9 protein-coding genes are annotated in these 12,627 nt (G+C 71.3%); 3 read left to right on the top strand and 6 right to left on the bottom strand.

What is annotated here, in order from left to right:
* Positions 1 to 251: 251 nt before the first annotated feature.
* On the top strand, positions 252 to 1,673 hold the full coding sequence (locus Q8791_RS20980) for a cytochrome P450 family protein (RefSeq protein WP_330093467.1): 1,422 nt from the start codon (positions 252 to 254) through the stop codon (positions 1,671 to 1,673).
* A gap of 127 nt (positions 1,674 to 1,800) precedes the next feature.
* On the opposite strand, the gene Q8791_RS20975 is transcribed toward Q8791_RS20980, so the two are convergent.
* Positions 1,801 to 2,775 carry a TIGR03557 family F420-dependent LLM class oxidoreductase gene (locus Q8791_RS20975; protein WP_330093466.1) on the bottom strand — a complete coding sequence of 325 codons (975 nt, stop codon included), beginning with the start codon at positions 2,773 to 2,775 and terminating at the stop codon, positions 1,801 to 1,803.
* Positions 2,776 to 2,795: 20 nt separating this feature from the next.
* Entirely contained in the window at positions 2,796 to 4,886 is a 2,091-nt protein-coding gene (locus Q8791_RS20970) for a catalase (protein WP_330093465.1), read from the bottom strand.
* 227 nt (positions 4,887 to 5,113) lie between these two features.
* Between Q8791_RS20970 and Q8791_RS20965 the strand changes: the two genes are divergently transcribed.
* Positions 5,114 to 5,968, top strand: coding sequence for an SDR family oxidoreductase (locus Q8791_RS20965; protein ID WP_330093464.1), 855 nt, complete (start codon positions 5,114 to 5,116; stop codon positions 5,966 to 5,968).
* A gap of 106 nt (positions 5,969 to 6,074) precedes the next feature.
* Here Q8791_RS20965 and Q8791_RS20960 read toward each other — a convergent pair whose 3' ends face one another.
* Positions 6,075 to 7,883 carry a thiamine pyrophosphate-requiring protein gene (locus Q8791_RS20960; protein ID WP_330093463.1) on the bottom strand — a complete coding sequence of 603 codons (1,809 nt, stop codon included), beginning with the start codon at positions 7,881 to 7,883 and terminating at the stop codon, positions 6,075 to 6,077.
* Positions 7,884 to 7,958: 75 nt separating this feature from the next.
* Positions 7,959 to 8,402, bottom strand: a complete 444-nt coding sequence (locus Q8791_RS20955) for a ChaB family protein (RefSeq protein WP_330093462.1) — start codon at positions 8,400 to 8,402, stop codon at positions 7,959 to 7,961.
* Between the two features lie 451 nt (positions 8,403 to 8,853).
* Here Q8791_RS20955 and Q8791_RS20950 point away from each other — a divergent pair, with 451 nt between their 5' ends.
* The gene (locus Q8791_RS20950) at positions 8,854 to 9,726 is read left to right on the top strand and encodes an alpha/beta hydrolase family protein (protein ID WP_330093543.1); all 873 of its coding nucleotides are present in this window, start codon (positions 8,854 to 8,856) and stop codon (positions 9,724 to 9,726) included.
* A gap of 452 nt (positions 9,727 to 10,178) precedes the next feature.
* Here Q8791_RS20950 and Q8791_RS20945 read toward each other — a convergent pair whose 3' ends face one another.
* A complete protein-coding gene (locus Q8791_RS20945; protein ID WP_330093461.1) occupies positions 10,179 to 11,498 on the bottom strand; it encodes an ABC transporter substrate-binding protein in 1,320 nt (439 codons plus the stop codon).
* A 32-nt stretch (positions 11,499 to 11,530) separates the two neighbouring features.
* The gene (locus tag Q8791_RS20940; RefSeq protein ID WP_330093460.1) at positions 11,531 to 12,625 is read right to left on the bottom strand and encodes a branched-chain amino acid ABC transporter permease; all 1,095 of its coding nucleotides are present in this window, start codon (positions 12,623 to 12,625) and stop codon (positions 11,531 to 11,533) included.
* Positions 12,626 to 12,627 lie beyond the last annotated feature (2 nt).

The following is a 12,627-nucleotide window of genomic DNA, read 5'->3' as shown; positions in this document are numbered from 1 at the left end:
CTGATCCGCGCATTTTTCCGAGGGTGTTGAAAACAGATCTATTACCCTCCTAGAATGCCACGACCAGGATCGCCGTTTCCCCCGGCCGCCCGGCCGCCGGGAAATGAGGTCCCGACCCCCGTCCACGACCCGCCTTTTTCCGACTGAGGACGAGGCGCTCCCCGCTCCCCCCTCCCCCGACACCACAGAAACGCAACGTCTCCTCGAAGGGAGGGAAGCGGCCCCCGTGACCCCCGGGTACCGCACCCCTGATGACGACCATCCAACCCGGTGACGAAACCGCCCGGCCCGGCGCCCCCGCCTTCGCGGCGCCCCGCGGCTGCCCGGCCGATATCACCCGCCTGTACGGGACCACTCCCGACGCCGGCCGTGACGAGCTCTGGGCCGCGCTGCGCGAGCGGCACGGAGCCGTCGCGCCCGTGGAACTGGAGACCGGGGTGCGGGCCTGGCTGCTGCTGGGCTACCACGAGAACCTCACGGTCCTCCAGAACCCGCACATGTTCGCGCGGGACACGCGCCGGTGGCGCGAGGTGGCCGAGGGCCGTGTCGACCTCGCCTCCGGACGTCCCGCCCTGTCCTGGCGCCCCAACGTCCTCTACGCGGACGGCGCCGAGCACACACGGCTGCGCGGAGCCGTCGTGGACGCCCTGGCCCGGGTGGACATGGCGGCCACCTCGCGCATGGTCCGGCAGCTCTGCGACGAACTGATCGACGGTTTCATCGCCGAGGGCAGAGCCGATCTCGTGGCCCAATACGCCAATCCGCTCCCGGTCCTGGTGGTCAACCGGCTGTACGGGCTCGCCGACAGCTACGGGCACATGCTCGGCGACCTCACCGCCATCATCTTCGACGAGGACGCCAAGCGGGGCGAGGACGCCATCGCCCGGGTCCACCAGTACTTCTCGGGGCTGGTCGACCGCAAGCGCGAGCGCCCCGGCCCGGACCTGGTGTCCTGGATGCTGGAGCACCCTTCGGGACTGAGCGGGCACGAAGTGGCCCACCAGGCGGCGCTGATCAACAGCGCCAGCCACCAGCCGACCACCCACCTCATCGGGAACACGCTGCGCACGCTGCTCTCGGACAACCGCATCCGCGGGGCGTACACCGACGCCAGGCTGCCGGTGCAGGAGCTGCTGGACCACGTGATGTGGACGGACACCCCCTTCCAGATCCTGCCCGCGCGCTTCGCCCTCCAGGACATGCTCATCGGCAGCGCCGAGGTCCGCGCGGGCGACGCCCTGCTCATCGGGTTCGACTCCGCCCACCGCGATCCGGCGGTGCGGCGGGGTGACGACGCCGGGACGGGGGTGGCGAGCGGCAGCCGCGCCCACCTGATGTTCGGCGCGGGACCGCACGCCTGCCCGGCCCGCGAGTTGGCCAAGATGATCGCGGCGACGGCCGTCACCACCCTGAACGAGCGGCTCTCCGGGATGCAGCTCGCGGTGGACCCGGAGGAGCTGCGCTGGATGCCGTCGCCGTTCCTGCGCGGGCTGCGCGCACTTCCGGTCTCCTTCGCCCCGGGCGAGCCCTCCTCCCCCGATCCCGGCGACTCCGCGTCCTCGCGCGGGGACGGTCGGCGCGATCCCTCCTCCCCGGGCGCGGAAGAGGACGACGCGGTGGAGGGAGACCTGCTCGACCGCCTTCTCACCTGGTGGCGCGGCCTGCGCGGGTAGGCCGCCCGCTCCGCCGCGGCGGCGGGGCGGCGGGTGGCGGGTGGCGGCGCACCGCCGACCGCCACACGGCAGCCCTGCCGGGCGGCCGTGTGGCGGTGTCGCGCGTCCCGCACGGTGGTTCCGGGTGTCATCCCCCGGCCAGGCTGCCCATGTCCCGGATGGGTCCGGCCAGCTCCTCCTCGAAGAAGGTGAAGAACCCCTCCGTGTCGGGGCCCGCGTTGACCAGGCACAGGTGGTCGAACCCGGCGGCGGTGAACTGGCGCACGACCTCCAGGTGGCGGGCCGGGTCCGGCCCGTACCCGAACGCGTCGCGCATCGCGTCCCGGTCGATCAGGGCGGTGGCCGCCTCGAAGTTCACCGGGTTGGGCAGCTCGGCCTGGACCTTCCATCCCGTCAGGCCGAAGCGGAAGATCTCGCGCGCCGAGTCCAGCGCGTCGCCGTCGTTGGTCGCCCAGGCCAGCGGCACCTCGCCGTAGCGCGGGCCGGTGCCGCCGCTCTCGCCGTACACGTGGGTGAGCACCTTGTCCGGCTCGGTGCAGAACAGCCCGTCGCCGACCTCCGAGGCCAGCAGGGCCGCCTGCTCCCCTCCGGCCGCCACGAGGATCGGCGGCGACTCGTCCGGGAGGTCGAACACCCGGGCGTCCTCCAGGACCAGGTGCTTCCCCTCGTAGGAGTGGTAGCCGCCGGACCACAGCAGGCGGATGATCTCGATCGCCTCGCGCAGCATCTCGTGGCGTGTGGTGGCGCTGGGCCAGCCCCGGCCGACCACGTGCTCGTTGAGGCGCTCCCCCGCACCCAGACCGAGGCTGAACCGCCCCTCGGCCAGGAGGGCGGTGGTCGCCGCGGCCTGTGCGACGATCGCCGGGTGCACGCGCAGGATCGGGCAGGTGACCCCGGTGGCCATCCCGATCGTGTCGGTGCGCTCCGCGATGGCGGCCAGCATGGACCACACGAAGCCCGAGTGGCCGTGGCTGTACAGCCACGGGTGGAAGTGGTCGCTGACCTCCACGAAGTCGAACCCGGCCCGTTCCGCGCGGACCGCCTGTTCCACGATCTCGCGGGGCCCGAAACCCTCGGCGAACAGCTTGAACCCTACCTTCATGGTGCCTTGCCCCTCCCTGGTCAGGCGGGTACCGACCCTGTGGGCCGGTCCCAGATCCGGTGCCCTCCGACCAGCCGCGCGAACTCGGCGACGCAGTCGTCCCCCGCCTCCGCCGACACGACGACACCCAGTTCGGAGCGCATGCCCCCGGCGGCCTCGGGGACCCCGCCCGGGAGGCGCAGCGGGGCGAGGAGCCGGGCGCCCCCGCCGACGGCCGCCACCGCCTTGTGGTGCTTGTAGGCCTCCAGGACGAAGTGGGCCGCCGTACCGTCCCCGGCCAGCGCCTCCGCGGAGGCGCTCCCGCCCGGAACCACGACCGCGTCGTAGAGCACGGAGGAGACGGTCGTGTAGGCCCGGTCCACGGGGACGGGCTCCCCATCCGCCGCGAGCACCGCGCCGTCCGTGGCCGCGAGCAGTTCCACCACCGCGCCCGCGGAGACCAGGTGGTCGCGGAACGCCCGGACGGCGCCGCCGTCCACCCCGTCCGCGACCAGGACCGCGATCTGGCGCCCGGTCAGGGAGCCGAACTCGGTGTTGGCCATGCTGACGGCGGGGGAGCTGCGGCCGTGGTTGGGTGTGCCCTCCGACTCCGGGGGCGCCACGCCGATCCCCTCGGCCACCCTGACGGCCAGCCCGTGATCGACGTGGTTGAGGTTGGCGACGGCGCGCCGGCGCACCTCCAGCTCCTCGCACTTGCCCAGCTCGAAGCGGAACCCCGCCTCCAGGTGCTCGCGCTCCCAGTCGGCGAGGCTGTTGTAGAACAGCGTGGCCTGGGAGTAGTGGTCGGCGAAGCTCTCGCTGCGGACCCGGATCTTCTCGCCGTCGACCTTCTCGGCGTAGTGGCGGTAGAAACCCTCGTCGGCCAGTGCGGGGCAGCCCCCGCCCAGGGTGTTCGGGTAGTAGGCGGTCTGCCCGCGGTGCACGCGGTGCTGGGCGAACCCGTCCCGCTGGTTGTTGCTCACCTCGTTGACCGGCCGGTTGACGGGGATCTGCTGGAAGTTGGAGCCGCCCAGGCGGAGAAGCTGGGTGTCGAGGTAGGAGAAGTTGCGGGCCTGGAGCAGCGGGTCGTTGGTGAAGTCGATCCCCGGGACCACGTTCGCCGTGTGGAAGGCGATCTGCTCGGTCTCGGCGAAGAAGTTGTCCGGGTTGCGGTCCAGGACCAGCCGTCCGACCGGGCGGACCGGGACCTGTTCCTCCGGGATGATCTTCGTGGCGTCCAACAGGTCGAAGTCGAACGCGTGCTCGTCCTTCTCCGCGACGAGCTGCACACCCAGCTCCCACTCCGGGTACTGGCCGCGCTCGATGGCCTCCCACAGGTCCCGCCGGTTGAAGTCGGGGTCCTTGCCCTGGATGCGCTGCGCCTCGTCCCACACCAGCGAGTGCGTCCCCAGCAGCGGCTTCCAGTGGAACTTGACGAACGTGCCCCGCCCCGCGGCGTCGACGAAACGGAAGGTGTGCACACCGAAGCCCTGCATGGTCCGGTAGCTGCGCGGGATCGCCCGGTCCGACATCAGCCACATCATCATGTGCGTGGTCTCGGGCTGGAGGCCGACGAAGTCCCACAGGGTGTCGTGCGCGGACTGCGCCTGGGGGATCTCGTTGTGCGGCTCGGGTTTGACCGCGTGGACGAAGTCGGGGAACTTGATGCCGTCCTGGATGAAGAAGACCGGCATGTTGTTGCCCACGAGGTCGTAGTTTCCCTGTGCGGTGTAGAACTTCACCGCGAAGCCGCGCACGTCCCGCACCGTGTCCGCCGACCCCCGGGACCCGGCCACGGTGGAGAACCGGACGAAGACCGGGGTGGTGATGTCGGGGCCGCTGAGGAAGTGGGCCGCGGTCAGGTCGGACAGGCCCTCGTACGGGGTGAAGTGCCCGTAGGCTCCCGCACCGCGCGCGTGCACGACCCGTTCGGGGATCCGCTCGTGGTCGAAGTGCGTGATCTTCTCCCGCGCGTGGAAATCCTCCAGGAGCGTGGGCCCGCGGGCGCCCGCGCGGAGGGAGTTGTCGGTGTCCCCCACCCGCACGCCCGTCTCCGTGGTCAGCGGTTCCTCCGAGTCGGTCCTCACCCTGTCGAGCTGGCGGTCCTTCTCGTCGGGTCGGTCGTCGGCCATGGGAGCCCTCCGGTCGTGGGTCGTGGAGCAGGTCCGAAACACGGGGGGAGTCTCCCCTGACAGTGACCGACGACGAACGCCCCGAAACGTGGTTGGGCCGATCTTGGAGGGGTCTTCACCGTCCGGGGCCGTTCCGGTGGACGCGTCCGGACGATTTCCCGCTTCTGGAGTCAAAGGGGGGCGAAACGGGTAGGGCGGGCCCACGCCAGTCGAGAGGGGAGAAGGTCATGTCCGACATCCGACCTCCTGCGCAGAGCCAGCCGTACCCGGGGCGGACCGAGCCGATGCGGCCGCAGCCCAGGGACGAGATGAGGGACTACGAGGGCCGCGGCCTGCTCCAGGGCAGACGCGCCCTGATCACGGGAGGTGACTCCGGGATCGGCCGCGCCGTCGCCGTGGCGTTCGCCAAGGAGGGCGCCGACGTCGTCTTCGGCTACCTCAGCGAGGACGCCGACGCCCAGCACACCGTGGGCCTGGTCCAGGAGCAGGGACGCAGAGCGGTGGGCGTGCGGGGGGACCTGGCCGACGAGTCGTTCTGCGCGCACCTGGTCCGCCGTGCGGTCGACGAACTGGGCGGGATCGACATCCTGGTCGAGCACGCCGCCACCCAGACCCCGGTCGAGCGGTTCACCGACCTGACCACGGAACAGCTGCGCCGCACTTTCGACGTCAACGTGCTGGGGGTGTTCTGGACCGTCCGCGAGGCGCTGGAGCACATCCCCGACGGCGGTTCGATCATCATCACCGGATCGATCAACGGGCTGCGCGGCAACGACTCGCTCATCGACTACGCGGCCAGCAAGTCAGCGGTGATGAACCTGTCGGTCTCGCTCTCCCAGGTGCTTCGGGACCGGGGCATCCGGGTGAACTGTGTGGCCCCCGGCCCGGTGTGGACGCCCCTCATCCCGGCGACACTCGGGGAGGGGGGAGCCGAGGGGTTCGGTGAACAGGCGCCGATGGGCCGGGCGGCCGACCCCGACGAGATCGCCCCGTCGTACGTGTTCTTCGCCAGCGAACGCCTGTCGTCGTACTACTCGGGCGAGACCCTGGCTCCCACGGGCGGGGAGATCCAGGCCGGCTGACACCGCGCGTGCCGCGGGCCGCCCGGAATGCCCGAAGGGGGCGGGATCCCTGGGTCCCGCCCCCTTCCGCGCTCGCTGCGGCCCGCGGCCCGGGCCGTGCCCCCGGTCAGTCGCGGCGCGGCAGGTACTCCCGGGCCTTGGTCGCCAGCCCCCTGCGCACCACGCCCACGGCGTCCGGGTCGCCCGAGAGCAGCGCCTTGGCGGTGTCGACGAGCTGGTCCCATTCCGCCTCGGGCGGGATCGGGGGGACGTCGCCGTCGCAACGGACGTCGATCAGGACCGGCCCGTCGGCGCTCAGCGCCCTGCGCCACGCGGGTGCGACCTGTTCCGGACGGTCGACTCCGATGCCGGTGAGCCCGAAGGACTCCGCGACGTCCGCGTACGACATGTCCGGCAGGTCCTGGGAGAAGGGTGTCTTCGGCGACCCGCCCATGGCCCGCAGTTCCCAGGTGACCTGGTTGAGATCGTTGTTGTGCAGCACGCAGACCACCAGTCTCGGGTCCTCCCACAGGTCCTGGTAGCGGCGCGCTGTGAGCAGTTCCATGAGCCCGTTCATCTGCATGGCGCCGTCGCCGACCAGCGCGATGGCGGGGCGGTCCGGGGCGGCGAACTTGGCACCGATGGCGTAGGGCACCGCGCACCCCATGGTGGCGAGCGTGCCCGAGAGGGACCCGCGCATGCCCGGCCGCAGACGGACGAAGCGCGCGTACCAGTTCGTCGCCGACCCCGAGTCTGCGGTCACCACCGCGTTGTCCGGCAGCAGAGGGGACAGCTCATGGAAGACCAGCATCGGGTTCACGGGCTCCGCCTCCACCCGCGCCTGCTCGCCCAGGACCCGCCACCAGCGGGCGACGTTGTCCTCCACGGTCTCCCTCCACCGGGCCCGGGCCCGGTCGCGCTCGGCGCTCGGCGAGAGCCGGTCGCTCAGCGCGCGCAGGGTCGCCGCAGCGTCACCCACCAGGTTGACCTCGGTCGGGTAGCGCATGCCGATGAACTTCGGATCGATGTCGATCTGGACGGCCCTGCGCCCGAAGGGCGGCAGGAACTGGGAGTACGGCATGTTGGAGCCGATGATGACCAGCGTGTCGCAGTCGCGCATCAGTTCCCACGACGGCCGGGTGCCCAGGAGCCCGATCGACCCGGTGACGAACGGCAGCGTGTCGTCCAGCACGTCCTTGCCCAGCAGGGCCTTGGCGATTCCCGCACCGGTCTGGTCCGCCAGGCGCAACACCTCGTCGACAGCGCCGCGCGCCCCCTGGCCCACGAGGAGGGCCACTCGCTCACCGGCCCCGATGACCTCCGCCGCACGGTCCATCTCGGACTCCGGCGGCAGCACGGTGCCCAGCCCCGCGTCCGGGTCGGGCCTGCTGGAGGGCACCTCCTTGAACTCGTGTCCGGGCGGCGAGTAGTCCGCTTCCTGGACGTCCGCCGGGATGATGACCGCCGTGGGCGCCCTCTCGTGGAGCGCGGTGCGGATCGCCCGGTCCAGCACGTTGGGCAGCTGCTCCGGCACCGTCACCGTCTGGACGTAGGCGCCGGCGACGTCCTTGAAAAGGCTGTGCAGGTCCACCTCCTGCTGGTAGCTGCCGCCCATGGCGCTGCGCGCCGCCTGCCCCACGACGGCGACGACGGGGACGTGGTCGAGTTTGGCGTCGTAGAGCCCGTTGAGCAGGTGGATGGCGCCCGGACCGCCGGTGGCCAGGCAGACGCCGAACCTGCCGCCGAACTTGGCGTAGCCGACCGCCTCGAAGGCGGACATCTCCTCGTGCCGGCTCTGCACGAAGCGGGGGCCGTCGGTCATACGCCCCATCTGTGCGACCAGACCGTTGATGCCGTCGCCGGGGTAGCCGAAGATCTCGGTGACGCCCCATTCCGACAGGCGTCGCAGTAGGTGGTCGGCGACGTTCTGGACCATTTCGCCTCCAGAGTGTGGCCCGCGGGCGCGCCGGCGGAGGCCGCCGCGCGCCCGCGGAGCGGGGTGTCCGGCGTGTCAGGACGAGCGGCGGGGCTTCGGGGCCCGTCCGCGCCCGGAGGCGGAGGTCCGCCTCTTGCTCTCCTTGCGGAGCGCCTCGACGAGCTGGCCCTTGTTCATGGACGAGCGTCCCTGGATCCCCAGCTCCCTGGCCCGTTCGTACAGGTGGTCCCTGGTCGCGTTGGCGTCCACCCCTCCGGCCGTCGGGAGGTCCCTGCCTCCCTTTCCGCGCCCGGCCCTGGGGTTGGCGGCCTGTGCGTCCGAGGGCCCCGCGTGCTGCTTGGCCACCCATTGGTCGCCCTGCTTCTCGAACTTGCGCTTGACCGCCGCGAACGCCACCCTGTGGGCGCGTTCGCCCTCGCCGTACTCCTCCACGGCCGAGTCGTGCGCCTTGATCCAGGTGTCACGGGCCTTCTTCGGCGACCGCTTCAGCGTCGCCGGGAGTTCGCTCGCACCAGGCACTTTCCTCACTCCCTGCTCTCGATCGTCTCTCGCGTGTCCACCGCCCTGCCCGGGACCCGGTCATGCAAAACGCCGCATATCGCCCATGGAGTTCTCGCCGCCGCCCCGGAAACCACGGGGCGCGCTCCCCTGATCTGGCCCGACTCCGGCACTGGTGATCCAACGGATGCACGTTCACACAATCGACTTCATAGTGAATTAACAGGAGAAACATTTCCCGGAACCCGGTTCCGTTCGATTTTCCGGCCCACCGCCGTGATTTCGAAAGGGATACCGCATGAGCTGCCCGGTCCCCCCGGTCCGAGCACATCCCCTTTCCTGGTGGTTCTCCGATCCGTGGCCACCCCAGGGCACACGGATTCCCGCTGTACGAGAAAAGGAAAAAGACGTGCTGACAATGAATCCCCCCTCCCCCGCACCGCAGGAGGACACCGGCCGTCCGCGCTCCCGGATGGCCCGGTTCGCCGCCCGTTCGGTGATGACCCTCGCGCTGGTCGCGGGCGTCACCGGCGGTGTCGTCACCCCGGCACAGGCCGCCAGCGAGTACGAGCGCGGCCCGGCCCCCACCGAGCAGAGCGTCACCGCTGTCCGGGGCCACTTCGACACCGCCACCACCTCCGTCTCCTCCCTGGTGAGCGGCTTCGGCGGCGGCACGATCTACTACCCGACCGACACCAGCGAGGGCACCTTCGGCGGCGTGGTCATCGCCCCGGGCTACACCGCCGGTCAGTCCACGATGTCCTGGTACGGGCACCGGATCGCCTCGCAGGGCTTCGTGGTGTTCACGATCGACACCACGACCCGCTACGACCAGCCCGACAGCCGGGGCCGCCAGCTGGAGGCCGCCCTGGACTACCTGGTCGAGGACAGCGACGTGTCCGACCGCGTCGACGGCGACCGCCTCGCCGTGATGGGCCACTCGATGGGCGGCGGCGGCACGCTCGCGGCCGCCGACGACAGGCCGGAGCTGCGGGCGGCGATCCCGCTGACGCCCTGGCACACCCAGAAGAGCTGGTCCGGCATGGAGGTGCCGACGCTGGTCATCGGTGCCGAGAACGACTCCGTCGCGTCGGTGCGGTCCCACTCCATCCCGTTCTACGAGAGCCTGCCCAGTGACCTGGACCGGGCCTACCTGGAGCTGCGCGGCGCGAGCCACTTCGCTCCCAACACCTCCAACACCGCGATCGCGAAGTACAGCATCTCCTGGCTGAAGCGGTTCGTGGACGAGGACGAGCGGTACGAGCAGTTCCTGTGCCCCGCGCCCAGCACCGGGTTCGGCACGGACTTCTCCGACTACCGGGACTCCTGCCCGCACGGCTCCTGAGGGCCGGGCCCCGCACGACGCCCCGTGCGGGGCCCGTGAACCCCGGTCCGGGACCTGGTTCTCCAGGTCCCGGACCGGGGTCGCGTCGTTGTACGGACGGCGCGAGGCGGAGGCGCCGGGGGAAGGGGAGGTGCGCCCGGCCGCGCACCGGGTTCTGCAGGAGAAGCCAAGCCGCCAGTGAGGCACGAACCAGGCGCAGGCGCCGACGAAGAACCCGGTCCTCCGCGCCCCGAGCACCGCCCCGAACCCGCGAGGAGCGAGACAGCGCGAGGGGCGCACCGGGTTCTGCAGGAGAAGCCGAGCCGCCAGTGAGGCACGAACCAGGCGCAGGCGCCGACGAAGAACCCGGTTCTCCGCGTCCCGAGCACCGCTCCGAGCCTGCGAGGAGCGAGACAGCACAGCCCGGAGGGATTCCCTCCGGGCTGTCGTCGTGTCAGCGAACCTCGTCAGGCTCAGTCGTGGAAGTCCAGCGCCTCCGGGGACAGCCGCTCGAAGTCGGTCTCCTCGATGTCGCCGCCCTCACGGTCGGTCACGCGGGGTCCCTGGACCATCTCGAAGGTGCCGCCGGCCTGGTACTGGACGACGTACACGCCCTCGTGTCCGCCGTGGTCGCCGCCGCTGGAGGAGAAGGGCAGGAGGCCCGGCCCCTGCCACTCCTGGGACTCCAGCGCGTCGACGAGCGACTGGCGGGTGAGGTCCTCGCCGGCGGACTTGAGGACCTGGGCGACCATGACGGCCTGGGTCATGCCGAACACGTGGGTGTTGGTGACGGTCTCGCCCTCGCCGTACTCCCCGTAGACCTCCAGGAAGAACTGGGCCCACTCGTCCTCCTGGTCCTCGACGCGCGGCATGTAGCTCGTGATGACGGCGCCGTCCAGGAACGCGTCGGCCGGGACGTCCTCGGCCTCCGTGTCCTGGGTGAACTGGGCCAGCAGCCCCTGGAGGGTCGCGGTGTCACCGCCGATGCTGGAGATGACCCACTGCGGCTCGTAGCCGATGCTCGCCGCCTCCAGCATGGCGAGGGCGACGAACGCCGGGATGCAGGAGCACACGACCACCTCCGCGTCCGTGCGCTCGAACTCGGCGACCTGGGCGCTGAGGTCGCTCACCTCGGACTCGTAGTGCTCACGGGCGACGACCTCGTCGGTGAGGTACTGGTCGAGGCCGGCCTGCGAGTCCTCCCCGACGTCGTCGTTCTGGTACAGGTAGCCGACGTTCTGGCCGGAGAAGTTCTCGGAGATGTACTGCCCCTGGATCTTCGCCTCCTTCGTGTAGTCGGTCTGCCAGCCGTACGTCAGGGGGTGCTCGTCGGTGTTGTTCCAGGCGAGGGCGCCGGACGAGGGGAAGATGTCGGGGACCCCCTCCTCGTTGAGGTAGTCGATGACGCCGCCGTGCGTGGGCGTGCCCAGACCGCCCACCATCGCGAAGATCTCGTCCTCGATGACCAGCTGACGGGTGACGTCGATGGTCTGCGCGGGGTCGTACGCGTCGTCCTCGACCCGGTAGTCGATCTGGCGCCCGTGGATGCCGCCCTGGGCGTTGACGTAGTCGAACACGGCCCTCGCCCCCTGGGACACCGCCAGGTACCCGGGGGCGGCGGGGCCGGTCAGGGGCTGGTGGGAGCCGAGGACGATGCTGTCGTCGGTGACGCCGGTCGACACGTCCAGGTCGACCTCGCCGCTGTCGGCGACCTCGCCCGCGCCCGTGCAGGCGGTCGCCATGACCGTCAGCGCGAGGGCGGCCGCCAGGGCGCCCAGTGGTCCTCTTCGCATGGTGGTTCTCCTTCGGTGGGGGGGTTGGAGGATCAGCGGGTCTGGGAGGTCCGCAGCCGGGAGCCGAGGCGCGTGAGCGCGCCGTGGACCCCCAGGGGCCAGAAGCGCAGGACGAGGATGAGGACGATCCCGAAGAACACGACCGGGAGGTTGTTCTCGACGTTCCTGCTGAGTTCCAGGGAGCGGGCCAGGTCGGTGGCCCAGATCTGCAGGTAGACGACGGTGATCGCCGCCCAGAGCGCGCCCCACAGGCTGCCGATGCCGCCGAACACCAGGGCGGCGAGCAGGGTCAGGGACAGAACGAGGGTGAAGCTGCTGGGGGTGGCGGTGCCGAGGACGTAGGCCTGGAGGCCTCCGCCGAGGCCGCCCGCGGCGGAGGCGATGACGAACGCGACCACCTTGGTCCTGCCGACGGGGACGCCGGCCATGGCGGCGGCGGTCTCGTCGTCGCGCAGGGAGCGCATGCGGCGGCCGAGGCGTCCGGAGGAGATGGTGGCGAGCACGGCGAGGCCGATGACGACGGTCGTCCACACCACGAGGGCCTTCCACTCGCTGTTGGTGAAGACCCCCTGGAGGAACGGCGGCGCCCCGGCGGTGCGGATGTTGAGCCCGTTGCTGCCGCCGAGGAGCTCGTGGTAGCGGTGGGTCAGACCGGGGAGGCCGACGGCGAGGATCAGGGTGGCCCCGGCGAGGTAGGGGCCGTGGAGGCGGGCGGTGGCCGCGCCGACGGCGATCCCCGCGACCGCCGACACCGCGACGATGATCAGCAGGTTCGCGGCGATGGGCAGCATCGGCTGGTGGAGGACGAGCAGCGTCATCGTGTAGGCGCCGATCATCATGAACGCCCCGTGGCCGAGCGACACCTGTCCGCTGCCGCCGACGAGCAGTTGCAGGCCGGCGATGGCGAGCATGGTGTAGCCGACGGCGGCCAGGCGCAGCGCGGTGAGGTCCCCGGTGACGAACAGCAGGGCCGTCACGGCGGCGAGGCCGAGCGCCGCGAGCAGCAGGTGGCGCAGCGGCGAGGGCAGCGCGCGCCATCGGCCGCGGCGGGACGTGTCGGGGCTCGGGCCGGTGGCGGTGTCGGGGCCGGTGGCGCGTTCCGCGCTCTCTCCGGTGGGCGAGGACATGG

It is taken from the genome of Nocardiopsis codii, from assembly GCF_036327455.1.
In the GTDB taxonomy this organism is placed as follows: domain Bacteria; phylum Actinomycetota; class Actinomycetes; order Streptosporangiales; family Streptosporangiaceae; genus Nocardiopsis; species Nocardiopsis codii.
This window is presented reverse-complemented; position numbering and strand designations above follow the sequence as displayed.

Excerpts from the sequence above, each read along its gene's own strand:
- Q8791_RS20980 (WP_330093467.1), top strand. The coding sequence starts at position 252 with ATGACGACCATCCAACCCGGTGACGAAACCGCCCGGCCCGGCGCCCCC.
- Q8791_RS20975 (WP_330093466.1), bottom strand. The coding sequence starts at position 2,775 with ATGAAGGTAGGGTTCAAGCTGTTCGCCGAGGGTTTCGGGCCCCGCGAG.
- Q8791_RS20970 (WP_330093465.1), bottom strand. The coding sequence starts at position 4,886 with ATGGCCGACGACCGACCCGACGAGAAGGACCGCCAGCTCGACAGGGTG.
- Q8791_RS20965 (WP_330093464.1), top strand. The coding sequence starts at position 5,114 with ATGTCCGACATCCGACCTCCTGCGCAGAGCCAGCCGTACCCGGGGCGG.
- Q8791_RS20960 (WP_330093463.1), bottom strand. The coding sequence starts at position 7,883 with ATGGTCCAGAACGTCGCCGACCACCTACTGCGACGCCTGTCGGAATGG.
- Q8791_RS20950 (WP_330093543.1), top strand. The coding sequence starts at position 8,854 with ATGGCCCGGTTCGCCGCCCGTTCGGTGATGACCCTCGCGCTGGTCGCG.
- Q8791_RS20945 (WP_330093461.1), bottom strand. The coding sequence starts at position 11,498 with ATGCGAAGAGGACCACTGGGCGCCCTGGCGGCCGCCCTCGCGCTGACG.
- Q8791_RS20940 (WP_330093460.1), bottom strand. The coding sequence starts at position 12,625 with ATGTCCTCGCCCACCGGAGAGAGCGCGGAACGCGCCACCGGCCCCGAC.